The organism is Flavobacteriales bacterium, from assembly GCA_016704485.1.
Classification (GTDB): Bacteria; Bacteroidota; Bacteroidia; order Flavobacteriales_F; family PHOS-HE28; genus PHOS-HE28.
The window spans coordinates 692,485-717,961 of the sequence record JADJAA010000001.1; the positions used below are offsets into that span (position 1 = coordinate 692,485).

A 25,477-nucleotide genomic window follows, 5' to 3' on the forward strand; every position below is an offset into this window, starting at 1 on the left:
TTCTCTGTAGTCGATCGTTAACCGATTATCATGTTACTGAATATCGTCATCGGTGATCATCGCATCACCAGCATATCGTCCTCCTTTGAACACTTGGATACGGGTCAGGATCCCGTCGGAGTCATATGTATACCGTTTACCATCAGACAATCTACCCTTGCGGAACTCTCCTTGCTGCGAGATCTTGAGCTGTCTGTTGTAAAGCGTATTGTATCCGTTTTCGTTGAAGCGCACCGCGTTAGGTTTTTCCTCTGCTGTAACCGCAGGTGCTATTGGCGCTGTCGCGTCCACTTTTACTTCTTCAGCCTTAGGTGCGGACTTGATGTATTTGCTATTGGCTTCGTTGATCACACCGTTATTGAACTCGGCGATCTGTTGAATTTCACCATTCTCCGAATAGCGCTTCAGGAATCCATCTTCTCGGCCTTCTCTTACGTTCACATGAACCGCCAGCTTACCATTATCGTGGTAATACTTCTGCTCACCATCACGAAGCCCTTGGTCATTGAAGACAAAATCCTGTGCCAATTTCCCATTGGGATGGTACCGAAGAAATTTCCCGGTGTTCCGGTCCAGATCCCATGCTCCTTGTTCCTCAACCTTCCCATTTGGGTAATAGGTCTTGTATTCACCACGCGGCCTGCCCATCTGGTAGGTGATCTCACTCATGGGTTTCCCATTGGGCCAATACCGGCGCCATACGCCGATCCGTTTGCTATTGGTATATGTACCTTCTTCAACCAATGCACCATCAGTATATCCTGGTTTTTCGGTCTCTGGGGCAATGAACCGCCAATGCCCCTGCTTTCGGCCCATTTCATCCACGCGGTTCAGGGTATCGATAGTAGAACCAGCACTAGCTTGAGCACAAGCCGAGTGTCCGAAGCTTAGCTGGACAATGCATATGACCGTTAGTAAGGAAAATAGGTATCGGTTCATCTGTGCTTCTTGTACGCACTGCGAAACGAAAAACACGCGAAAAGGTTACTTGATCCGGAATTTAGAGTACGCGTCCATTAAGCATTTACAACCCCAAAGCGGGTGCCGCATGGGTACTTATTCTCCCAGCTGCCGCCTCAAATTCAGCATCATATCATCCACCATCGACCTCAGGTCATATTGTGGTTCCCAACCCCAATCGGCCTTGGCAGCGCCGTCATCTATGCTTCGCGGCCAGCTATCCGCAATAGCTTGGCGACTATCTGGAACGTAACTTATTTCGAATGCAGGAATGTGACGCTTCACCTCCAACGCGATCTCCTTAGGGTCGAAGCTCACGCCAGACAAATTATAACTTGTTCGTTCCTTGATCTTTTCCGATGGGGCCTCCATGATGTCGATCGTGGCGCGAATGGCATCCGGCATGTACATCATTGGCAACGTAGTATCAGGGCCCAAAAAACTCGTGTATTTACCGGTCCTGATCGCTTCATGGAAAATGTGTACGGCATAATCCGTGGTACCCCCTCCAGGTGCGCTTTTCCAACCGATGAGTCCCGGATAACGGATACTTCGGACATCAATACCATAGCGTTTATGGTAATATGCACACCATTGCTCCCCACTTTGTTTGCTGATGCCATACACTGTACTCGGTTCGGCTATTGTGTGCTGAGGTGTCCCCTCTTTTGGTGTTGTGGGACCGAACACAGCAATACTACTCGGCCAATACACTTTCTTCAACTTGCCTTCACGTGCCAATTCCAAGATAATGAACAGGCTCTCCATGTTCAATTGCCAAGCGAACGCAGGGTCTTTTTCCGCCGTTGCACTTAGGAGTGCTGCCAACAGGTAAACATCAGTGATACCATACTTATCAATGACGCGCTCTATGCCACGGCGATCCATGGCATTTACCATCGCGAAGGGACCGGTCTGTGCCACTTGTGGCTCTTTTATGTCCGACGCAACTACGTTATCATCTCCGAATCGGGCGCGCAGCCCTTCAACCAGTTCAGTACCTATTTGGCCACTGGAGCCAATGACGAGAATACGTTTTGCGGACATCCTTCAAAGATATGGTGACGAAAGTAGCCATCTAAAGCAAGAATTCGTGTCTAAGGCAAGTGGTCTTCATTATCTTTGCCTAAGTTGAAAAAGCTACAAAATACCCTGTCAGCGGAAACCCTGAAACATCAGTTGGAATCAGAAGGCACGCCCCGCACTACCCTTTCCTTCTACCAGTATGTGCATTTGCCGGAACCGCAAACTCTGCGGAACGCGGTCTACGTGGAATGGAGTGCATTAGGTGTTTTGGGCAGGATCTACTTGGCGAACGAAGGGGTCAACGCGCAACTTAGCCTTCCCACCGAAAACCTGCAGGCTTTTCGTGCTGCGATCGATCAACGTAAGGAATTCAAGGATGTTCCATTCAAGATCGCGGTTGAGGACGAGGGCTATAGCTTTCTGAAACTCACGATCAAAGTGCGACCGAAATTGGTGGCCGATGGTTTAGCCGATGATGTCTTCGACACTACCAATGTTGGTGAACACCTCGATGCCAAGACCTTCAACCAAAAGATGGGGGAAGGCGCTACGGTGGTTGATATGCGCAACAACTACGAGGCGATGATCGGCCATTTCGAGGGTGCGTTGCTGCCCAAGAGCGACACCTTTCGTGGAGCATTGGAAGAAATGTTGGATTTGCTTAAGGACAAGAAGGACGAACCACTCCTTATGTATTGCACGGGAGGCATCCGCTGTGAAAAAGCCAGCGCTTGGTTCCGTCATCATGGATATACCAACGTCGGCCAACTGCACGGCGGTATCATCGACTATGCTCGGCAAGTAAAAGCGGAAGAGCTAACGAATAGATATAAAGGACAGAATTTTGTGTTCGACGGCCGACTGGCAGAACGCATTTCTGATGACGTTGTAAGCAACTGCATGCAGTGTGGCGTGCCGAACGACCGGATCACCAATTGCCAAATGGCCACGTGCAATCTATTATTGGTGCAATGTAAAATGTGTGCATCGGAATACGCGAATTGTTGCTCGCCAAGCTGTAGAGAAATACACTTACTTCCAGAAGACATACAACGCGAGTGGCGGAAGGGCCGCCCAAGCAAAAGTGCCAAGAGCAAGGCCATTACTGATCCGGAAGCGCTTAGGTCCCGGATCAAGAGGGAAGAGGAACTCTTAAGTAAGACAGGAACCCTACATCCTGAACTAAGAACTATCAGCGCCTTGATCAAGTAAAGTACCGAACTTACCGACCATAACGCCATTCAACGTAATGCCAATCTACCACACTCTCGGCAACATCCCGCACAAGCGGCACACTATTTTCAAAAGCCCGGAAGACAAGTTCTACTACGAGCAGCTATTCGGCACCGTTGGCTTCGATGGTATGAGCTCCTTGATGTACCACGTGCACCGCCCCACGCAGGTAAAGGAGATGAAGCCGCCACGCGACGTCAGCCCTAAGATCGCCGTGGAGAAGAACCTGCGCGCCTTACGGCTGAAAGGCTTTGAAGTGGCTCCCGTAGCCGACCACCTGGAAGCACGCAAGATCATACTGGTGAATAGCGATGTGGCCATCGGTCTGGCCGCACCTACGGCAAAGAAAGTGGACTACTTCTACAAGAACGCCGACTGCGACGAGATGCTCTTCATCCACAAGGGAAGCGGCCGCCTGCGCAGCACGTTCGGCACCTTGGATTTCAAGTACGGCGACTACTTGTTGATCCCGCGCGGGATCATCTATACGCTGGATTTCGATACAGAGGACAACCGCCTGTTGACACTGGAGAGTCATCAGCCGATGTACACGCCGAAGCGGTATCGCAACTGGTTCGGCCAGATGCTGGAAAGTGCTCCTTTCTGCGAGCGCGATATCCGTCGTCCGCATGGCTTGGAAACACATGATGAGATCGGCGATTTCCGTGTGTTGATCAAGAAACAGGGTGCTATGCACGAGTTCGTCTACGCCACGCACCCCTTCGATCTGGTGGGCTGGGACGGATACAACTACCCTTATGCCTTCAGCATTCACGACTTCGAGCCGCTGACCGGCCGCGTACACCAACCACCTCCCGTACACCAGACCTTCGAGAGCAGTGCGATGGTAGTCTGCAGCTTCTGCCCACGCCTGTACGATTACCATCCGTATGCCATCCCCGCGCCTTACAACCACAGCAACATCGATAGCGATGAAATGCTATACTACGTGGACGGCGATTTCATGAGCCGCAATGACATCGCCGCTGGGCACATCAGCCTGCACCCCGCAGGTGTCACCCACGGCCCGCACCCCGGTGCCATGGAGCGCAGCGTGGGTAAGAAAGAAACCGACGAACTCGCCGTGATGATCGACACCTTTAAACCGTTGATGGTGACCGAGGAGGCGATGAAGATCGATGACGGAAAATACTGGAAGAGCTGGTTGGAGTGAATGGAGGATCAGATGATCAGAAAATTAGACGATCAGAAAATTAGATGTTCAGACGATCAGCCGCGGATCACCGCTTCGCGCTCTCCAGGATGACCGATCATAAAATACAAACACCATGAGTATAGAAAGCAAAACGCCCACACTGGAAAAGATCGTTGAAGGAGCAGCAGACTTCCTCCCTCTACTCGGCACTGACTACATCGAACTGTACGTTGGTAACGCTAAGCAAAGCGCTCACTATTACAAAACCGCTTTTGGGTTCCAGAGCTTGGCTTATGCTGGATTGGAGACCGGAGTAAAGGATCGAACCAGTTATGTACTTGAGCAGGACAAGATCCGCCTGGTGCTTACTACTCCGATGACCAAGGACCATCCGATCAATGATCATTTGCGCATGCATGGTGATGGTGTGAAGGTGATCGCGCTTTGGGTGGATGATGCGCGCAAAGCGTTCGAGGAAACGACCAAACGCGGCGCAGTGCCGTTCATGGAGCCGACCGTTGAAAATGACAGCGATGGCGAAGTAGTGAAAAGTGGGATAAAACTATACGGCGATACCGTCCACATTTTCATTGAGCGCAAGAATTACAATGGCACTTTTCTGCCCGGGTTCAAACCTTGGAAGAGTTCCTATAATCCTACCAGCACCGGTATCAAATACGTGGACCACATGGTGGCGAACGTGGACTGGAACCAAATGAACAAGTGGGTGAAGTTCTACGAAGAAGTAATGGGCTTCGCGAACGTGCTCAGCTTTGATGACGATGATATCAGCACCGAATACAGCGCGCTGATGAGCAAGGTGATGAGCAACGGCAATGGCCGCATCAAATTCCCGATCAATGAACCTGCTAAAGGGAAAAAGAGAAGTCAGGTAGAAGAATATCTCGATTTCTACAACGGTGAAGGAGTGCAGCACATCGCAGTGGCGACGGATGATATCGTAAAGACCGTTCGCGACCTGATGAGCCGCGGTGTGGAGTTCTTGAAAGTGCCATCTTCCTATTACGAAGGCTTGTTGGACCGCGTAGGACCGATCGATGAAGATCTGGAGCCTTTAGCGGAACTTGGTATCCTTATTGATCGCGATGATGAAGGGTACCTCTTACAGCTCTTTACCAAACCGGTTGAAGACCGCCCCACAATGTTCTTCGAGATCATTCAACGCAAAGGCGCGAAGAGTTTTGGCAAGGGGAATTTTAAGGCGTTGTTCGAGGCTATTGAAAGGGAGCAGGAGTCGAGAGGGACGTTGTAGGTCTTCTAGGACGAAAAGCAATTGGCGTTACCATGGTAGCGGCTAAGATTTGAAGCTATCAAAATGGAACACAGTCTTGCAAGTAGAGTTTTCGGGAAAGAAATACATGAACTCGAGTATCAAGATCTGAAGACATTCTTCACTCAGGAAAGAAAGGAAAGTGATATTCTTGAGTTCAAATCATACGGCACCGACTATAAGAATAAAAGTCCGAAAGAGCACTTATCGACTGTACGTAAAACGATTTGTGCCTTTCTCAATTCCGACGGCGGACTGCTCGTTTGGGGCGCACCCGTAGGTTACAAGCCAGAAGGAGAAAAGGAGAAAGTTTTCAGAGGCGATTTGACCGCCGTTGATTCAGATTTAGGCGATGACCAGATGTCTGATGGAATTCTTCAGACAATTAGCCCCATGCCTCCGGGAATTCGGCATCAAAAACTTGTAGAAGGTACGAATCGGATTTATGTATTTGAGGTCAGGAAGAGCCCCTATGCTCCGCATCAACTCAATGGCACCTACTTTGCACGGTTCAATGTTCAAACTCATCCCGCACCACACTACTTGGTCGAGGCGCTGACGCGTCGAGTGACTTTTCCGGATATCGCAGCATACCTAGAGCTTATCTCGGTTCAAAGGACCCAAGAAAAGGTGATAGTTAGCTTCATAATCAAATGCGTGAACCATTCCAGACTCCAGAACGAAGAAAACATCTCAGTCTCTGCTATGATTAGCCACGGTTCATTCCCGGAAAGCAAATTTCGCAATTCAGTTGTAACCAATGGGGGCAGAACGGTTGTGGTTTCAAAAGCTGGTGGCATATTACATTACGGAACTTTTCAAAGCTTACCTTTCGATGTGAACATCCCAGTAAATGAGGAACTATTTTTTGGTGACTTGAATGTACAAATTTCCGTTGGTGGTCGTCATTCCCCCATGAAATTCAGTTCGTACTCCATTAACACTCTAGACGATTTCAGTGATGATGCATCACGCCTGAGATTGATAAAACCTAGAAGGAATCTCAAAAATAAGCATTGCCTAAGTTATCTATGAACACTGGGCTTTGATCAACTTTTTAATGTTCCAGTTGATCTTCTTCTTTGGCGCAATGTACTTCGCTAAGAAAAGCGATGGACATCAGCGACAAGCAATGGGAAGTGTTGGAAAAACCGCTTACAAGTATTTTTCATAAGAGCGAAACACGTGGCAGGCCCAGACAAGATCCACGTGCGGTGCTTAACGGGATCTTGTGGATATGCCGGACCGGTGCACCATGGGCAGATCTACCTGGCAGATACCCGCCATACCAGACTTGCCATCGGTACCACAAACACTGGTGCAAGAGCGGTTCTTGGGATAAACTGCTGCATGCTCTTGCATCGGATCTACGCGATCGAGGGAAGATCGACATTACCGAATGCTTTATCGATGGCACCTTCGCAAGTGCCACAAACGGGGGGCTTGTGTTGGACCTACTAAGAAAGGGAAAGGCACCAAGATCATGGCAGTCACAGACGCTGTTGGTATTCCTCTCACCGTACGGGCCTTTAGCGCCAGCACCCATGAAGTAAAGCTAGCCGATAGGACGATCCGTTCGTGTGCCATAAAGCCCAAACGTGTGATCGCCGACAGGGCGTACGACAGTGACAAACTAAGACGCACATTGAAGAAACGCGGAATCCAACTGGTATGTCCGCACAGGAGTAACAGAAAACGACAAGTGCATCAAGATGGACGGGAATTACGGCGCTACAAACGCCGCTGGAAGGTCGAAAGGTTGTTCGCGTGGTTGTTTAACTCGCGCCGTACATTCGTTCGGTATGAATACCATGCAGACCTCTTCTTAGGCATGGTGCAGTTGGCTTGCGTAATGATAATTCTCAAAAGTTATTTTTGAGATGGCTTCTAGTCATTTGGCTAATGAAGACGAGAACAGTTCTATTGAGAAAGACATAGTAAGACTTCGAGAACTCGGTTGAATAGACGACACATTCGTTGAAAATCTATCCGCAATTGAAAAACCAAAGTATACTCTTCGAGGAATTTGCACAAAGTATCCTTGTATTTTTGAAGTCGGACTTCAAAAATGCAAGGTAACGGCTTCATCCTTAGAGCTCGGAAAACGCACTATTTGATATTCGCTTTGATTGAAAACACCTCACTCCACAAACACCTTCCTGACCCAACGCTTCTTATCGCTAAGCACAGCAACCGTGTAAATGCCTGTAGGCCATTGGTTCAACTTAATGGGTATTCCGTTCCACGTGCGTTCCACGCAAAGTTGGCCGAGGCCATCAAAGACAGTGATCTGAAGGTTTTCATTCGTGTTCAATGAGATCGTCGTGCCATCCAGCTCCTGCCGAACGGTGATCGGGTCTGCTTGATCATGATCATCGACCCCTGTTGTTAAACACCCGTTCACGAATAGCGCGAATTCAGATTCGGGCAAACTCTCAGATGCGAAGGCTGTTGTCAGTGGACCAGTTACGACTCCGTTCTCATAACCTAACCAGTAAATACCGCAGATCGACAAATGAAAATCACTCGGTTGTTCGAAGGATGTGCCACAGATCACGTTGCCCGAGAGGTCAGTTTGATGGATGCCCCAAACCACCGTATCGCCAACAGCAAAGCCATCCACATACCAGCGGCATAGCGCACCACAATCACCCCATACGCGTACTTCTTGATCATCCTGTAGTGTTCCGGAGAACGAGCGGATCACCTTCATATCCGCACCGTATTCCACATTACCCAGTTTTACGGCAAGCACAATGGCATCAGGTACGCCACTGAATGATGGATCGATCGTTTCACAAAAGGTCTGCGGACCAATACACGAACAAGCAAGTGTGCTTGCATGGAACATCAGACCAACCACAAAGGCCAAGGAGAATTTAGCTACGGTGTGCATAGCATCAAGACACAATGAACAGCAGTTCCGTTGCCTTATCGCGCTGATCTCCAGTTAACCATGTGAGACAATGCTACCTTTGCAGTACAATGCACCCAACTTTAACCATATGGATACGGACCGCCTTGGGCGTGCTGCTTATTGGCTTGTTATCCGCTACTTCGTGCAACCGGGATGATGATGGGCCTGTCGTGAACCCTACGATCAATTTCGTCATGGACTCCGGGTATACCTATCTCAACGATACCTTGCCATTATCCGATACACTGAAGGTCGGTGTGATCATTCAACAAGGGAATGAAAATTTGCGAACATTCCTAGTGCGCTCCGTTTATGATCAACAACAACCTATCATAACCGATAGTCTTCCGGTCGGTTCCGACACTTTTGAGTTCGAAAAGCAGATCATTCTACGTGGCGTAGCGGGTATGGAACGATGGAGCTTTGGAGTTGAGGAGAATGATGGCGACCGGATCTGGCGCCAACTTACGTTCGTTGTGCAGTAATTGCCATTGGTTCATTGCCTTCCGGTAAATTCGCGCCCCAAGGCATTCAAGTGCCTTCTTCGAGCATCCGTATGTACCGCACCCACACTTGTGGCGAACTCCGCCCTAGCCAAACTGGCCAAACAGTAACCCTTGCTGGCTGGGTTCAGCGCACCCGTGAATTGGGTGGTCTCACTTTTGTTGACCTGCGCGATCGATTCGGGATCACTCAGCTTAGCTTCAATTCGGAACGCGATCGATCACTGCGCGATCAAGCCAATTCCTTGGGCCGCGAATTTGTGGTGCAAGCAACAGGCGTTGTTACAGAACGCGAAAGCAAGAACAAGAACATCCCTACCGGCGAGATCGAATTGGTCGTTACTGACCTGAAGGTATTGAACACCGCGAAGACACCTCCTTTCACCATTGAGGAAGATACGGATGGCGGCGATGAGTTGCGCATGAAGTACCGCTATTTGGACCTTCGCCGCAACAGTGTGCGCAAGAACATGGAGCTGCGCCACCGTATGGCGATCGAAGTGCGCAATTATTTAAGCAACCAACAATTTTTAGAGGTCGAAACACCGGTTCTGATAAAAAGCACACCTGAGGGTGCTCGCGATTTCGTGGTGCCTAGCCGCATGAACCCAGGTGAGTTCTACGCGCTGCCGCAAAGTCCGCAAACATTCAAGCAACTGCTGATGGTGGCAGGCATGGATCGCTATTTCCAGATCGTGAAATGCTTCCGGGATGAGGACCTTCGTGCGGATCGACAGCCTGAGTTCACCCAGATCGATTGCGAGATGGCCTTTGTGGACCGAGAGGATATCCTGCAAACGTTCGAAGGACTTGCCAAGCATTTGTTCAAGACTATTCTTGGAAAGGATATGAACGAGCCATTCTTGCGGATGAACTATGATGAGGCCATGCGGTATTATGGCTGCGATAAACCTGACCTGCGTTTCGGTATGCGCTTTCATGAAATGAACGAGCATGCGAAAGGCAAAGGTTTCAAAGTATTCGACGATGCGGAATTGGTGGTGGGCATCAATGCAGAGGGATGCGCTGGCTATAGCCGTAAGCAGACCGATGCGTTGATCGACTTCGTAAAACGTCCGCAGATCGGTGCTACGGGCATCATATTCTTGCGCTGGAATGCTGAAGGGTTGAAGAGCACCGTTGACAAGTTCTACGGACCGGATGAACTGAAACGTTGGGCCGAACATTTCAATATGAAAGAGGGTGACTTTATCTGCATCATGGCAGGCCCAGCTGATAAGACACGCAAGCAACTGAACGAACTACGCTTGCACATTGCTGAAACACTGGGCTTGCGCGACCCGAACGTATTCAAACCTTTATGGGTCGTGGATTTTCCTTTGTTGGAAAAAGATGAAGATGAGCGCCTGCCTGCCGGTAGGCAGGGCCGTTGGCATGCCATGCACCACCCTTTTACTTCCCCCATTCCGGAGCACGCACATCTGCTGGAAAGCGACCCCGGATCTGTAAAAGCGAATGCCTATGATCTTGTGATCAACGGTACCGAGATCGGTGGCGGCAGCATCCGCATTCACGATCGTGCCATGCAAGAAGCAATGTTCCGTGTGCTGGGATTTACAGACGAAGAGGCACGCTACAAATTCGGGTTTCTACTCGATGCCTTCGAGTTCGGTGCACCACCACACGGCGGTGCGGCATTCGGTTTCGATCGCTGGGTGAGCCTGTTCGGTGGCCGAAGTGATATCCGTGAATTCATCGCCTTCCCGAAGAACAACTCCGGGCGTGATGTAATGATCGATGCGCCAAGCATGATCGATGATGTACAGTTGAAGGAATTGGGGATCGTAATTAATAAGCCGTCATGAACAAGACAGATCAAGACTTTATCCGCGAGGCAATTGCAGCTGCGCGCGCTGGAATGCTACGTGGTGATGGCGGACCTTTCGGATGTGTTATCGTGAAGGATGGCGAAATTGTTGGTCGCGGTAATAACAAGGTTACCAGCACCAATGACCCAACTGCACATGCCGAGGTGGTCGCTATCCGTGAAGCTTGCAAGGCGCTCGGCGATTTTCAGCTTACCGGATGCGTACTATATACGAGTTGCGAACCTTGCCCCATGTGTCTGGGAGCGATCTATTGGGCACGCCCTGATCGCATTGTTTACGCCTGCACACGCGAGGATGCCGCAGATGCTGGGTTCGATGACCAACTGATCTACGACGAGCTACCCCTACCCTACACCGAACGCAAGATCCCTACGGAACATGCCTTTCGCGATGAAGCACAAGTGGTGTTCAACGAGTGGAAAGCGAAGGAGGATAAGGTGGCTTATTGACTCATTTTCATTTTGCAATTGACCACCAGTGATGGCAACTTGGTACGACCCATCCATGTTCGCATTGGTCATGACCCTTGTGGTCGTATTGGTCGGTTTGTTCCAAGTATTTCGCGGAAGTCTTCAGCTGGTAGCCATTGCCGGACATTCGCTGACCCCACTACCAAAAGTTGACAAGATCGAGCTGGAACGAATTAGCCCATTCTATGCCGCACTTCCTCCCTATCGTAAAAAAGTATTCTCTAAACAGGTGAAGGAATTCATCTTCGACAAGGATTGGGAAGGACGTGGTATTGAGCTTACTCGCCAGATGAAACTGCACATTGCAGCGTTGGCCGTGCAGATCAGCTTCGGCCTGGGCAGGTTGCTTTTCATCCATTTTGAACGGATCGTGGTGTATTCGGATGAATACAGGAATCGCCAAACCGGTAAGAACCATTTAGGTGAGGTTGCACCGGGCCCTCGGCTCATTGTGCTTTCTTGGAAACACTTTATACAAGGCGAAGCGGATGCGTTTGATGGACGCAACCTTGGCCTGCACGAAATGGCTCATGCGCTGTGGCTCGAGAACAAGATCGACAACGCCGAGAACGATTTCATGGAACCAAAGATCCTCGCTCGTTGGAAGGAGCTCGCCCAGATCGAAGCAGACCGCATTAATAACGGTAAAACGGCATTCTTCCGTAAGTATGCCGGTCGCGATCAGGCCGAATTCTTTGCCGTAGCCGTCGAGTATTTCTTTGAGCAGCCAGGTGCATTCAAACAAGAATTACCGGAGCTTTACGTTACGTTGGCCAGTCTGTTGAAGCAAGATCCCGCAATTGCCTGAGCGCAATTTGGCTGTTTTGTAACCACCCAATTCTTCATGCACGCGATACCTAAACCTCAGGCCTTGGCATGCTTTTTGGCAATCGCCACCCAAAACCGTCGGATCGGTTTACTTTCGCCGGACCTTAACCTAACCTCGAACATGAAAACACTGCTCATTACACTCTGCGCTGCCCTTATTGGGACCACGACGATCGCGGGTAAACCCGTAACATTCATCAAAGGGGACAAATCGATCTTCAAAGGCGATGCTTCATTTCTTGTTGAATGGGATATGTCCCTCTCCTCCATTGATGCCTTGGATACCGAAGAAGCATTCGTGGAATACTATAAAGGAAAAGAAAAGGACCCTGAAAAATGGGAGAATGGCTGGAAAAAAGACAAAGCAGGTTTTGCGAACACTTACGTTGAAATGCTTTCCAAGGATCTGAAAAAGACCAAGCTGAAGATCAGCAGCGACGATCCCGACAGCAAGTACAAGATGATCGTACGGCCTATGAAGGTGAAGACCGGCACGCCAGTGCGTTATTCCAGCATTGAAATGAAGATCCACATTATCGACATGGCCACGGATGAGGAAGTAGCCGTGCTGCACGTACCCGAAGTGCGTGGTGTGCAATGGGGCATGACGACACCTACCATGGGAATGACCGTGAATGTAGCGATCATGTATAGCTCGAAGTTCTTTTCGAAATTCATCAAGAATACGATCGCCGGAAAATGAGATCGTTAGTTGTCGCCATTCTTTTCTCGTTCGGTCTTCAGATCAGTGCTCAGGATATCCCAAGGGATCTTCTTGGCAGCAAGGAGGTCGAGTTCTTCGGAATGGATTTTTCCTTCTTGAGGTTGATCCACCAAGATGGTTTCGTGGATAAGAACGGCAAGCCTATGTGCAAGTCGCTTCCATTCAAATACTTCGCCGAATGGAATGACCTCTTTGTCATCGAACGCGATAAATTCAGTGTGACCAGGTATTTCAGCATACCCAAATACTCGGTTTCGCTGGATGAAGTGACCGTTCGGAACAAAGCGTATGCTTTTGAAGAAGACTGCATCATAGAGAATGAGGATTACGACGTGGACGAAGCTCAGATACAGGAAGCGATCTCCCACTACAACGGAAAGAATTCAGCCGGAATAGGATTGACCCTCTTCATGGTGAGTTTGAACAAGGAGAAGAATATCGCTGTGATGCACTATGCCTTTTTTCAAATAGAGGACCATAGTATCATCTATCACCAGCGGCTTACAGGTACTCCGGTCGGTATGGGTTTCCGCAACTATTGGGTGAATGCAATGGACAATGCACTTGAACCCGTAATGAAGGATTTCGCCAAAGCGCGGAAATCAGCCAAGAAATAGCTTTCTTCTTTGGTCATAGACCACAGCGAACGAAGTCATACTAAACTAGAAAGCCGCATCATCACTGGTGCGGCTTTCTATTATTCCAACAAGTTATTTCCGCAAGGGTTGGTTCGATCCGGATCCGGGTTCTCACCTTAAAGGACTCCTTCTCACTCCTTCGTTACACTCGCCACCAAGTACTCGCGGTTCAAGCGTGCAATGTGCTCCAAGCTGATGCCCTTCGGACACTCAACTTCGCAGGCACCTATAGCGCTACAACTACCGAAGCCTTCCTTATCCATTTGCTCCACCATGTTCAAAGCACGCATTTTAGCTTCCGGACGGCCTTGTGGCAACAGTGATAACTGCGAAACCTTTGCGGATACGAACAACATCGCTGAACTATTGGGGCAGGAAGCCACACACGCACCACACCCTATACACGTAGCAGCATCGAAGGCCGTATCGGAATCTGGTTTCGATATCGGCAGCGCATTGCCATCTACCAAATTACCGCTGGTATTTACACTTACGAAACCACCCGCTGCTTGTATGCGATCGAACGATCCACGGTCCACAACAAGGTCTTTGATCACTGGGAATGCCTGCGCACGCCACGGCTCCACATGAATGGTATCACCATCCTTGAACTTGCGCATGTGCAATTGGCAGGTGGTAATGCCACGGCCCGGGCCATGCGCTTCACCATCAATGAACAAACTACACATTCCACAAATTCCTTCGCGGCAATCATGATCGAACGCGATAGGCTCATCGCCTTTGCGAACGAGATCATCGTTCAGTATATCCAGCATTTCCAGGAACGACATGTCTTCTGAGACATCGTTCACTGGATAGGTCTTCATTTCACCTTTCGCCTTTGGGCCAGCCTGCCTCCAGATCTTTAAATTCAATTTCATATTGCCCATTGTGCTGTTATTTGTATGATCTCTGCGTCAATTTCACGACGTCGAATTTCATTTCTTCTTTGTGACGATTACTGGTTCCGGGATCACCGGTCCATTCCCAAGCTGCCGCATGTGCGAAGTTGTCGTCATCGCGCATCGCTTCACCTTCCGAGGTCTGGTACTCTTCGCGGAAGTGACCGCCGCAGCTTTCGTTTCGCTCTAGTGCATCCTTACACATCAATTCGCCCAGTTCAAGGAAATCCGCTACACGACCGGCTTTTTCCAGTTCCTGGTTGAACTCGTTTCCTTTGCCGGTAACTCGTACATCCTTCCAGAATTCTTCGCGAATTTGACGGATCTCCACGATGGCTTCTTGCAACCCTTGTGCGTTACGCGCCATGCCGCATTTCTCCCACATCACCTTGCCTAATTGGCGATGGAAATCATCTACGGGCTTGGTGCCTTTGTTGTTCAGGAAGTGGTTGATACGATCGGTGACGCCCTTTTCGGCTTCATCGAATGCAGCGCTTTTGGTATCGATCGCTCCAGTACGGATATCATCCGCGAGGTAATCACCAACGGTATAAGGCACTACGAAATAGCCATCGGCCAAGCCTTGCATCAAGGCGGAAGCACCTAACCGATTAGCTCCGTGGTCACTGAAGTTGGCTTCGCCCAAACAGAACAAGCCGGGTACGGTCGTTTGCAAATTGTAATCGACCCACAAGCCCCCCATGGTGTAGTGAACGGCCGGATAGATCTTCATGGCATGCATGTACGGGTTCTCACCAACAATGTTCTCGTACATGTCGAAGAGGTTACCGTATTTCTCGCTGATCACCTCTGTTCCCATCTCCTTGATCTTTTCAGGTGATGGGTTCTCCATGTTATGGATATTGGCCTGTAATTTTCCGTAGCGTTCAATGGCTGCTCCGAAATCCAAATACACGGCCTCTCCCGTTTTATTCACGCCATAGCCGGCATCGCAACGCTCTTTGGCAGCGCGACTTGCAACGTCACGTGGCACCAAATTTCCGAAGGCAGGATAACGGCGTTCCAGGTAATAGTCGCGATCCGCCTCGGCAATATCGTTGCCCTTTTTCTTGCCTTCACGGATCGCTTTGGAATCTTCAATGTACTTAGGCACCCAGATCCGTCCATCGTTACGCAAGCTCTCGGACATCAGCGTGAGCTTGCTTTGGTGCGTTCCACTTACCGGAATGCATGTAGGGTGGATCTGCGTGTAACAAGGGTTAGCCATGTACGCGCCACGTTTGTGCGCTTTCCACGCCGCGGTGACATTACAGCCCATGGCATTTGTGCTCAAGAAGAATACGTTGCCGTATCCGCCTGTGCAGAGTAGAACCGCATGCGCACCGTGCCTTTCAATTTCTCCGGTGATCAGGTTCCGCGCAATAATTCCGCGGGCTTTTCCATCGACCACGACCACGTCCAACATTTCATGACGGTCGTACATCTTCACAGCACCTTTGCCAACTTGGCGCATCAGTGCGCTGTATGCACCTAACAACAATTGCTGTCCGGTCTGTCCACGTGCATAGAAGGTGCGACTTACTTGTACGCCACCAAAACTGCGGTTATCCAACAATCCACCGTAGTCACGCGCAAACGGAACGCCTTGGGCAACGCATTGGTCAATAATGTTAGCACTAACCTCGGCAAGCCGATACACATTGGCCTCACGCGAACGATAGTCGCCACCTTTTACAGTATCGTAGAACAGGCGGAAGGTGCTATCACCATCGTTCTGGTAATTCTTCGCTGCATTTATACCGCCCTGTGCTGCAATGCTATGCGCCCGACGCGCACTATCCTGAAAACAGAACGCCTTTACGTTGTATCCCATTTCAGCCAAGGAAGCTGCTGCCGCACCTCCGGCCAATCCGGTGCCTACAACGATAATGTCGATGCGCCGTTTATTCGAAGGGGCAACTATGCGTATATGATCCTTATGGTCGGTCCACTTCTTGTCTATTGGGCCTTCGGGGATCTTGCTGTCGAGTTTCATTGTGTGGCGGTTGTCGGTTTTCCTGGTCGTGGCCTGAAATAACGTGATCTTCGTTGTTCGTGCTTACAGACCTTACTTGATCAAACCAAAAAATATGGTAATGGGCATCAACGCGAATACCAACGGAACTATAATGCTGAATGCGGTTCCTACTGCTGAAACGATCGGGTTATAGCGCTTATGATTCAGGCCAAGGCTCTGGAACGCGCTCTTGAAACCGTGCAATAAATGCCAGAAGAGACTGATACACCCTAGCACATACACCAGCACAACGACCGGGTTCTGAAAGATCTCGACCATTACAGCAAATAGGTTCTCTTGCTTTTCCGCATCAAGACCGTATACATCCAAGCCCGTAATGCGGCTCTTTACCCAGAAATGCCAGAGGTGAACGATAAGGAAGAGGAGGATCAAACTGCCTAGAATACCCATGCTAGCACTGTACCATGTGCGATTCGCACTTCCCTTTTCCATGACATACTTCACTGGGCGAGCTACGCGGTTCTGGCGCCATAACATCAAGCCATCAACTACATGTGCGATCAACCCCAAAAAAAGCACTATCTCCATGGTCCGGATAAGGATGTTGGTGCCAAAGAAGTGTGCAACTCCGTTGAAAGTAACACCGCCATCATTGAAGAAGATCATGGCGTTCACCGTAGCATGTACGACCAAGAACGTGATCAGAAAAAAGCCCGTTAAGGCCATCAAATACTTCTTGGTGAGCGACGAGCCGAATAGTCCTGTAGATGCCATGCCTATCTATTGTGAACGGCGAATGCACCGTTCGGTGGTCGGCAAAAGTAAGTGGTGGACAATTGGGGATGAAATGAAAGAGATCAGGTTTTACACGGTGAGCTGGGAATCCAGAAAGTTGGAATCGAATTTTCAGCCATGACGGACTCCGGACGAATTCCCGGTCAACCGGATCCACCTCATCACCTTACCTTCGCCACATGCGTTACACACCACTTTCCGCCGCTACTTACCGCGAACACCGAGCACGATTCCGCAAGGCAATGGAGAAAGGCGGGCTTGCCACGTTCCAAAGCAATGACATAATGCCGACGAGTGCGGATGGTTCCATGCCATTCAAACAGGCTACGGATATCATGTACCTCACGGGCATCGATCAGGAGGAGAGCATTTTGTTGCTATTCCCGAATGCACAGGATCCAAAGGACCGTGAGATCCTGTTCGTCCGAGAGACGAACGACCATATCGCGATCTGGGAAGGTGCCAAATTCAGCAAGAAGGAAGCAACCGACCTAAGCGGGGTTACTACGGTATTATGGACCAGCGCCTACGAGGCAACGCTCAAAAGACTGGTACCGCAGTGCGAGAGTCTCTATCAGAACAGCAACGAACACTTACGTCAGGGCAACGAAGTGGAGACGCGTGAGGATCGTTACAACAAGCAATTAAGGGTGCAATTTCCTTTACACATGGTAAAGCGAAGTGCACCCATCATGCACCGCATCCGCAGTGTAAAAACCGCTGAGGAAGTGGCTCAAATGCGGAAGGCTGTTGCAATTACTGGTAAAGCTTTTGCACGGGTCTGCGGCTACATCAAGCCGGGTGTAATGGAGTACGAGATCGAGGCTGAGATCACGCACGAATTCTTGCGTAATGGCTCTCGCGGACATGCATACACGCCCATACTTGCAAGTGGTTTCAACGCCTGTGTGTTGCACTATATTACCAATGACCAGAAGTGCAAGGACGGTGATGTGATCCTTATGGACTTCGGCTGTGAATACGGAGGATATGCAAGTGACCTATCACGCAGCATACCAGTGAATGGTAGGTATACTAAACGGCAACGAGCGGTTTACGATGCCGTGTTACGCGTTAAAACAGCAGCTACGAAATTACTTCGTCCCGGCACCATGCTCGTTGAATACCACAAGGAAGTGGGCAAGTTGATGGAGAAGGAATTATTAGCGTTGAAGTTGATCGATAAGACGGACATCAAGAACCAGGACCCTGCATGGCCGGCCTATAAGAAATACTTCATGCATGGCACTAGTCATTTCATTGGTCTCGATGTGCATGATGTAGGTCTGTGGAACGAACCGATCAAAGAAGGCATGTGCTTCACGGTTGAACCCGGCATCTACATTCCTAAGGAGAATTTGGGCATCCGAATAGAGAACGATATTCTGGTGACCAAGAAAGGCCAGGATGATCTGTTCAAGGAAATTCCGCAAGAAGCCGAGGCTATAGAGGAGATGATGAATTCTGGGAAGAAGGGGAAGAAGTGACCACACCCTCCCGTTCGGTAGGCAAGCTCCCAAACCCCCTATCCGATCGGAGAGGAGGCTTACTGAAGAATGGAACGCAGATGTCGCGGAAAGTGATGATCATCACGGATCTTAGTCGTGGAGTAAACCTATGTTCGTGCCAAAGCAATTTGCCATTGACACAAAAAAAGCCCGGTCAGTTCCTCAACCGACCGGGCGACCACCAAACCAAAATTCCAAAAAACAAGGGGCGCTCAACTCCCTTTTTTGTTGCGGGTAGTTTACCCGCGTTTCATTCAACTACCTTGGTCGTTAAAGATCCAAAGGTTCGTGTTCGAGGTCGAATTCAAGTTCGTAGTTTTCATCGCAACGAGGGGGTTTTGATTTCTTACTTGATCAAAACTACGACTATGTCCAGTTGCATAAAAGCGGTGAACGAGCAACGGCGGATGTCAATGAATGAACGGTTCACTCGCTTCGCTCCATTCCTGATTCCCCCCTCCGGTCGTATTGCTGATTTCTAATTCCTGATTCCCAGCATCCCAAGACTAAATGATAGGTCTGTAACGATCACTAGGAATCAGGAATTGAAAAATACCGTTGCTGAGCCACAACCAACCGTTCGCTGGTCGGCCCATTCCAGCTACATTGCACGATCTATCTTATCCCCAAATCCGAACACCATGGCATTGCGCGCACTGATCGTAGATGATGAAGCCGACGCACGGGAAAACCTGCGGATGATGCTCGAAGCCCACTGCCCGGAAGTGGAGATCGTTGGCCTTGCGGCAAGCGCCCCGGAAGCACGGGAAAAAATAAAGGAGCTACAACCCAATGCCCTCTTCCTGGATATCAAAATGCCCGGAGAGGATGGGTTTTCACTATTGACCTCGATCGCAGAACTTGATCTTCCGGTGGTCTTTACAACCGCGTATGATGAATTCGCATTGAAGGCCTTCAAACAGAATGCATTGGGCTATTTGGAAAAACCGATCGATATCGACGAGCTACATCGCGCCGTTAAAATACTCATGAAGCAAACGGGAGAATTGGGGTCAACCACTCCATCCGCGATCGCAGCGTTGATGAAAGACCCTGCATCACCCTTGAGCAATCGCGTAGCCATTCCTGGCCGTGATGGGTTGGTGCTATTAAAGCACAAGGACATTTTATACTTGGAAGCAAACGATAGTTATACGACCATCCATACCGTCGATGGAAAACGTTCGGTCAGCAGCAAGCATATTCGTGTATTCGAGATGAACTTGGACCCTAAAAGCTTCTTCAGAGTACACAAGTCCTATATCCTGAATCTCGCTCACCTCAAAGAATTCAGCCGCGCTGAAGGAAATATGGCGGTGCTTGACAACGGTGCTTTAGTGCCTGTTTCCCGGAGACGATTGCCGGATTTCCTATCGTTGATCAATACGTTCTAGGCAACTGATGGTAGCTGGTAATTGTTGGCGCACTTCGACGAACCTCGATCCATTCATTGGAATAACTTAGCGTTCTGATAGCGATACAACGTGCGCCTCACTCACATTTCCGCTTACTTCAGCAACTTATGTTCAAACGGGGTCGAAGTATGTTTAACATCAAGAAATGTACTTCAGGATCCGATCTCATCATGAAACGAGATCTTCGATCATTCGTGCTGAAATATTGTCTTGCTTTTGCGATCCAAGGTGTTCTCACCTCTACTCTTTTCGCGCAGCAATATGCCTTTACGCAAGTAACACCCAGTGATGGTCTCGCGCAAAGTCAAGTACGGACCATTGCTCAGGATGGCCGCGGGTATTTATGGTTCGGGACACTCGGCGGCGCGAGCCGGTTCGATGGTGCGCGATTCTTGAACTATGCATTACAGGATGGACTGCCCGATGCCCAAGTGAGCGCAACGGCCGTTGATGGCGATGGTAACTTATGGATGGGTTGCGGTGCAACCATTGTGCATCGCAAAGGCCTCACTTGGATCAACGACCCACTGCCCAAAAGCAATGGAGGCGCCCGCATTCAGAGCATGGTCTTTACTGGAAATGGAAAGCTTTATACCGGAACGGATGGAGGTGGACTATGGGTGCGTGACACTAATGGGATCCACGCCGTGGAAGGTTACCCAACGGATACTGCAGCCAGCATACGTTCCTTACTAGCGTTGCGCGATGGTCGATTGTTGATCGGACTGCGCAACGGCCTCCTGCTCTGGGACAATGGAAAATGCACACGCGTCACACTTAATGCTGATGAACCCGAACCAATATCCGCATTGGCAGAAGGCATGGACGGTTCGTGGTGGGTAGGTACATACTTGGATGGACTATTCCGTATTGAACCAAGCGGTGCATTGACCCATTTCAGCGAAGAAACCGGCCTGATGCGCAATAACGTTCGGAGCATCCTGGTTGATAGGACCGGGCGTGTATGGGTCGGAACGAAATTGGGGTTGAACGTCTTCGATGGTGACCGTATTCGTGTCTTCACCATTCACCAAGGCATGCCGAACGACAATATTTATTGCTCGTTCCAGGATAATGAAGGAAACATCTGGTTCGGCACCGATGGCGCCGGTGCCATCAAATTCCTAGGTGATCGTTTTGTGACCTATACGGTGAAGGACGGGATGTGCAGCGACCTGGTGATGACCATTGTTGCCGATGGCCAAGGTGACCGTTGGCTAGGAACTTATGACAACGGCGTTTGTCGCATGGATGGAATGGCAATTGTCACCACTCGGGAGGGATTACCGAACAATACGATATGGTGCGGGCTTAAGGATAGGAACGATGCGCTTTGGTTCGGCACGAACGAAGGCCTCACAAAGATCGAGCGCGGCATTCCTGTTCCACTTCCTCCGGAGATCGCAATGCCCGAACTACGCATTTTATCACTTTTGGAAGATGCTCAAGGCCGTATCTGGTGTGGAACTCGGGAAGGCCTGGCCGTTGTGAATACCGACGGAACTACGAAACGATACCCAGCAGGAACAAATGGACCGGGCCGCAGTATCCGCGCAATAATAGCCGATGGAGAAGGTCGGCTTTGGTTAGGCTCAGATCATGGGATCGGTGTTCTCAACGGCAGCACGTTCGGCAAATATGGGGTCAAGGATGGGCTTTGTGATAGTACCGTGCAATGCTTGTTGCACGATGACGATGGCAGATTATGGATAGGTACGAACAACGGTCTTTCCTGCTTCGACTCTGGTAAGTTCAGGACCTTTCGTTTCGCTACGGACTTCGGCTCCAACTTTTTTGGCCTGCTCCAGTGCGACGAAAGCGGACGGATCTGGGCTGGGACCAACAATGGGCTATTCCTCTTTCAACCCGATAGCCTTTTGAATGACCCGTTGGCCTATGAACATATTACGCGAAGCGCTGGCCTGAGCAATCTGGAATTCAATTTGAATGCCGGATACGTAGATGACAAAGGCCGTTTGTTACTGGGGAGCGCAGGAGGACTGGTGTTCCATGATACCCGCCGTTATCCGAACTCTCCTTTCGTACGGGCACCTAAAGTTCATATAACCGGAGTGCGTTCATTCCTTCAACAAACGGATTGGAGCAAGCAAAGCGACAGCATATCACCTAATGGTCTGCCCATTGGACTGGACCTTGAGTATCGCAGGAACTACCTCACATTCGATTATACCGGTATCAGCCTCAGTGATCCGGACCGTGTGCAATATCGTTACCGGTTGGAAGGATTCGATCCTGATTGGTTACCTGCGACCGATGCACGATTCGCAAGCTATAGCAACTTACCGAACGGCGAGTATACGTTCCAGGTCATTGCTGCGGTAGGCGACAAGAACTGGAGTGAGCCTGATACGTTCACCTTCAGCATCGCACCACCATTCTGGTTAAGGTGGTGGTTCTTCGTGTCCATTGTAACGGTGCTAGCAGCTGCAGCATACGGTATTATGCATGCTCGCTCTTTAGTGCGCCAACGCCACGAACGAACGCGCCAATTGCTGCTTCGATCACGCATGTTACAATTGGAACAGCAAGCGCTTAACTCCAATATGAACCGCCACTTCGTCTTCAATGCGCTGAACAGTATTCAATACCATATCAACAAGCAGGACCGGGAAACGGCCAGTCGTTATTTGAGCAGTTTCGCGAAGCTGATACGGAAAAACCTGGATGCCAGCCAAAACGATACAACAACGCTGGCCGAGGAGTTGGAACGATTGGAACTGTACCTCACCCTGGAGCACATGCGTTTCAAAGACAAGTTCCGGTACGAAATAACTGTGGCACCAGGTGTAAATACCGCAGAAGTCCGACTTCCCGCTATGATGCTACAGCCGTACGTGGAAAACAGCATTTGGCACGGAATACTGCCTATGGAAAATCAAGGTCTGGTCCGAATTGACGTGACCGAGGCACGTCCAGGACGGGTCCTTGTGCGTATAGACGATGACGGGATAGGCTTTGATCGAAGTATGGAGAATAAAGAGAAGAACGACCATATATCCCGCGGGATCGAGATCACCAAAGGCAGAGCGGACGTTCTCAGGAAACTAGATCTAACTGATATTCGTATTACAGGACCTGAACAATGGCACGAAACAGGCACGAATACCGTTATTGGTACGCGGGTAGCGATCGAGCTACCAGCTATGGACAGCATGAATAAATTGCAAGAAAAGTTGCAGAACGACATCAAATAATGTACTTTTGGTATACGATGAGCACCTACGTCGCGAAACTTCGTCTCCTGACCGGCCTCCTATTGGTTGCCTTGTTAGGGTTCACTTCTTGCTCAAAAGACGAGCCGTTAGCACCGCGTTGTCACCAGGAAAACAACGAGGCTGTAGGCAAATCACTCAACACCTTGGAGCTTTTGACCGATAGTAAGCCAACATCGATCATCAAATCCGGCGATGGCACCGTGGACGATGGAACGGATTCCGCGATCAGCGATGATGGTGATGATCTATCCGGCTCAGAAGGTCGTAAGCCTAAGATCTAAGCCTCGTTTTTCCAACTATTCTGAACGCCCGAAACTAACTCGGGCGTTCATCTTTCATACCATTCCTGAAAGGCTACCGTTGGTTGCCCATTCCCCGCCGTTCCTCGCATTCAGTGTTCCTGGGCTGTGGTCATGGACTATTTTTCATTCGAAGTTCATCGAATTGTCCTATGTCGCACAAAGCCCACGACCACGTTCATCGCCTGATCCGCTCCATGGATCGGGCAGAGAAGCGGTATTTCAAGCTATACGCCGGAAGGCATAGTGTTGCAGGGCAGAACAATGCGCAACTGCTCTTCGATGCCATTGGTACCATGGAGGTCTATGACGAATCGATCCTGTTGAAGAAGTTCAAGCGTGAAGCGTTTGCCAAGCACTTTGCCATTACAAAACGACGGTTGTACGAGCAGATCTTGCAAAGCTTGGATGCCTATCATGCGAATAGCTCCGCAGATGCCAAATTGCATCGTCTCCTCCATCAGGTCGAACTGCTTTACGGAAAGGCTCTTTACGAGGATGCTGAAAAGATCTTGAACAGCACACATAAACTAGCAAGGCAACTCGACAACCAAGCTGCATTGATCATCGTTCTTCAATGGGAACGGCGGTTGATAGAAACGGCGAATTATTGTCGTAGCAGTTTGAAGGAGCTGGATCGAATAGCAGTTGAAAGTGCAGCTGTGATCGAAGAGCAAACCGAACTTGATCAACTCTGGGACCTGAAGAGCCGAGTGCTCATTGAATTGTACCGACAAGGTCAAACAAGAAGCGCTGCAAGTAAAAAGGAGTTAAGCCATGTGCTGAAGCATCCCATGCTTAGGAAAGACCCGGAAACCCTTCGAACTGCTCGCGGTAAATTCCTGTTCCATCATATTAAAAGTGCTGCTGCATTTGCAAACGGTGGATTGGACGATTGCAAACAACATCTTACTGCCAATTTCGCATTGCTCACAAATGAACGCGAGCGTTTCGAAGATGAACCAAGTCTGGTGATCTCCACCTTGAGCAATTTGATCTATGTGCATGTGCGACTAGGCCTGTATGATGATGCATTCTCATTGCTCGATCGCTTCCGCACCATACCCGCTGAATGGGAAATGCCCGAAACAGAAGATCTTGACTTGAAGCTATTCAGCACGAGTACCAGTCTGGAATTGACGATCCATGCACAAATGGGAGCGTTCGATAAAGCGGTTGAGCTGGTCCCATGCGTAAAGCGCGGGTTAACGCATCATAATGAACGCATCAGTCCAGTACGCAAGGCCGGTTTCTTCTACCAATTGGCCTACGCGTATTTTGGTGCTGACCAACCAGACAAAGCGTTGAAATGGAGCAACCGCTTATTGAACGATGTGCATATTGACGATAGCGCTGAGATAATCTGTTTTGGTCGCGTCCTGAATTTAATGGCGTACATCGAATTGGATCAAACGGAGCAAATTCCTTATGCGTTGCGAAGCACTGAACGCTACTTCGCAACACGCCAACGAGCCTACAAATTTGAACCGTATTTTCTCGAATTGATGCATGCCCTGATGAAAGCCAAGAGCGTGACGGCTCTTCGGGAAGCCTACCAACATTACTATGATATGCTACTACCGCTTGAACACGACCCATTGGAACATGCGGTGTTCGATCATCTTGACCCGATCGCCTGGGCGCAGAGTAAACTAACCGGCCTGCCCTTCGCTGAGTTGGTGAAGCAGCGAGCACAAAACGTAGGTCGGGCGGCCTAATCCAGTTCGTTCGACATGGATCGTATCGCC

Annotated in this window: 21 protein-coding genes and 1 pseudogene; 16 read left to right on the forward strand and 6 right to left on the reverse strand. The window is 49.7% G+C overall.

Annotated elements, in window-relative coordinates; all coding sequences use genetic code 11:
* Positions 1–33: 33 nt before the first annotated feature.
* Both IPF95_02995 and IPF95_03000 read right to left on the reverse strand, forming a co-directional pair.
* A complete protein-coding gene (locus IPF95_02995) occupies positions 34–939 on the reverse strand; it encodes a toxin-antitoxin system YwqK family antitoxin (GenBank protein ID MBK6473660.1) in 906 nt (301 codons plus the stop codon).
* A 117-nt stretch (positions 940–1,056) separates the two neighbouring features.
* A complete protein-coding gene (locus IPF95_03000; protein MBK6473661.1) occupies positions 1,057–2,007 on the reverse strand; it encodes an NAD-dependent epimerase/dehydratase family protein in 951 nt (316 codons plus the stop codon).
* 84 nt (positions 2,008–2,091) lie between these two features.
* On the opposite strand from IPF95_03000, the gene IPF95_03005 reads away from it, so the two are divergent.
* The 5 genes and pseudogenes from IPF95_03005 (at position 2,092) to IPF95_03025 (ending at position 7,545) form a co-directional block, all read left to right on the forward strand.
* Positions 2,092–3,198, forward strand: a complete 1,107-nt coding sequence (locus IPF95_03005) for a rhodanese-related sulfurtransferase (protein ID MBK6473662.1) — start codon at positions 2,092–2,094, stop codon at positions 3,196–3,198.
* Positions 3,199–3,235: 37 nt separating this feature from the next.
* Positions 3,236–4,393 (forward strand): homogentisate 1,2-dioxygenase, encoded by a 1,158-nt coding sequence (locus IPF95_03010; GenBank protein MBK6473663.1) that lies wholly within the window; start codon positions 3,236–3,238, stop codon positions 4,391–4,393.
* Between the two features lie 115 nt (positions 4,394–4,508).
* Complete coding sequence (gene hppD, locus IPF95_03015) at positions 4,509–5,648, forward strand: 4-hydroxyphenylpyruvate dioxygenase (protein MBK6473664.1); 1,140 nt, start codon at positions 4,509–4,511, stop codon at positions 5,646–5,648.
* Between the two features lie 63 nt (positions 5,649–5,711).
* On the forward strand, positions 5,712–6,701 hold the full coding sequence (locus IPF95_03020) for an ATP-binding protein (protein ID MBK6473665.1): 990 nt from the start codon (positions 5,712–5,714) through the stop codon (positions 6,699–6,701).
* A 77-nt stretch (positions 6,702–6,778) separates the two neighbouring features.
* Positions 6,779–7,545, forward strand: a pseudogene (locus IPF95_03025) (IS5 family transposase).
* 261 nt (positions 7,546–7,806) lie between these two features.
* Here the strand turns inward: IPF95_03025 and IPF95_03030 are convergent.
* Positions 7,807–8,562 (reverse strand): T9SS type A sorting domain-containing protein, encoded by a 756-nt coding sequence (locus IPF95_03030; GenBank protein ID MBK6473666.1) that lies wholly within the window; start codon positions 8,560–8,562, stop codon positions 7,807–7,809.
* A gap of 89 nt (positions 8,563–8,651) precedes the next feature.
* Here IPF95_03030 and IPF95_03035 point away from each other — a divergent pair, with 89 nt between their 5' ends.
* From IPF95_03035 to IPF95_03060, 6 genes are all read left to right on the forward strand, one after another.
* Positions 8,652–9,068 carry a hypothetical protein gene (locus tag IPF95_03035; GenBank protein ID MBK6473667.1) on the forward strand — a complete coding sequence of 139 codons (417 nt, stop codon included), beginning with the start codon at positions 8,652–8,654 and terminating at the stop codon, positions 9,066–9,068.
* 71 nt (positions 9,069–9,139) lie between these two features.
* Positions 9,140–10,912 (forward strand): aspartate--tRNA ligase, encoded by a 1,773-nt coding sequence (gene aspS, locus IPF95_03040; GenBank protein ID MBK6473668.1) that lies wholly within the window; start codon positions 9,140–9,142, stop codon positions 10,910–10,912.
* Positions 10,909–11,385, forward strand: coding sequence for a nucleoside deaminase (locus IPF95_03045; GenBank protein MBK6473669.1), 477 nt, complete (start codon positions 10,909–10,911; stop codon positions 11,383–11,385). Before aspS ends, IPF95_03045 begins: the two co-directional genes overlap by 4 nt.
* A gap of 31 nt (positions 11,386–11,416) precedes the next feature.
* Positions 11,417–12,214, forward strand: a complete 798-nt coding sequence (locus tag IPF95_03050; GenBank protein MBK6473670.1) for a zinc-dependent peptidase — start codon at positions 11,417–11,419, stop codon at positions 12,212–12,214.
* Between the two features lie 141 nt (positions 12,215–12,355).
* Positions 12,356–12,937: a hypothetical protein gene (locus tag IPF95_03055; GenBank protein ID MBK6473671.1), complete on the forward strand. Its 582-nt coding sequence runs from the start codon at positions 12,356–12,358 to the stop codon at positions 12,935–12,937.
* Positions 12,934–13,575 (forward strand): hypothetical protein, encoded by a 642-nt coding sequence (locus tag IPF95_03060; GenBank protein ID MBK6473672.1) that lies wholly within the window; start codon positions 12,934–12,936, stop codon positions 13,573–13,575. Before IPF95_03055 ends, IPF95_03060 begins: the two co-directional genes overlap by 4 nt.
* A 152-nt stretch (positions 13,576–13,727) precedes the next feature.
* Here the strand turns inward: IPF95_03060 and IPF95_03065 are convergent, their stop codons facing one another.
* From IPF95_03065 to IPF95_03075, 3 genes are all read right to left on the reverse strand, one after another.
* Positions 13,728–14,477, reverse strand: coding sequence for a succinate dehydrogenase/fumarate reductase iron-sulfur subunit (locus IPF95_03065; protein ID MBK6473673.1), 750 nt, complete (start codon positions 14,475–14,477; stop codon positions 13,728–13,730).
* Between the two features lie 16 nt (positions 14,478–14,493).
* Entirely contained in the window at positions 14,494–16,494 is a 2,001-nt protein-coding gene (locus IPF95_03070) for a fumarate reductase/succinate dehydrogenase flavoprotein subunit (protein ID MBK6473674.1), read from the reverse strand.
* A 72-nt stretch (positions 16,495–16,566) separates the two neighbouring features.
* The gene (locus tag IPF95_03075; protein ID MBK6473675.1) at positions 16,567–17,250 is read right to left on the reverse strand and encodes a succinate dehydrogenase cytochrome b subunit; all 684 of its coding nucleotides are present in this window, start codon (positions 17,248–17,250) and stop codon (positions 16,567–16,569) included.
* 200 nt (positions 17,251–17,450) lie between these two features.
* Between IPF95_03075 and IPF95_03080 the strand changes: the two genes are divergently transcribed.
* The 5 genes from IPF95_03080 (at position 17,451) to IPF95_03100 (ending at position 25,447) form a co-directional block, all read left to right on the forward strand.
* Positions 17,451–18,758 (forward strand): aminopeptidase P family protein, encoded by a 1,308-nt coding sequence (locus IPF95_03080; protein MBK6473676.1) that lies wholly within the window; start codon positions 17,451–17,453, stop codon positions 18,756–18,758.
* Positions 18,759–19,420: 662 nt separating this feature from the next.
* On the forward strand, positions 19,421–20,173 hold the full coding sequence (locus IPF95_03085) for a response regulator transcription factor (GenBank protein MBK6473677.1): 753 nt from the start codon (positions 19,421–19,423) through the stop codon (positions 20,171–20,173).
* Positions 20,174–20,364: 191 nt separating this feature from the next.
* A complete protein-coding gene (locus IPF95_03090; GenBank protein MBK6473678.1) occupies positions 20,365–23,409 on the forward strand; it encodes a histidine kinase in 3,045 nt (1,014 codons plus the stop codon).
* Between the two features lie 17 nt (positions 23,410–23,426).
* Complete coding sequence (locus IPF95_03095; GenBank protein MBK6473679.1) at positions 23,427–23,711, forward strand: hypothetical protein; 285 nt, start codon at positions 23,427–23,429, stop codon at positions 23,709–23,711.
* Positions 23,712–23,881: 170 nt separating this feature from the next.
* The gene (locus IPF95_03100) at positions 23,882–25,447 is read left to right on the forward strand and encodes a hypothetical protein (protein ID MBK6473680.1); all 1,566 of its coding nucleotides are present in this window, start codon (positions 23,882–23,884) and stop codon (positions 25,445–25,447) included.
* Positions 25,448–25,477: the final 30 nt, after the last annotated feature.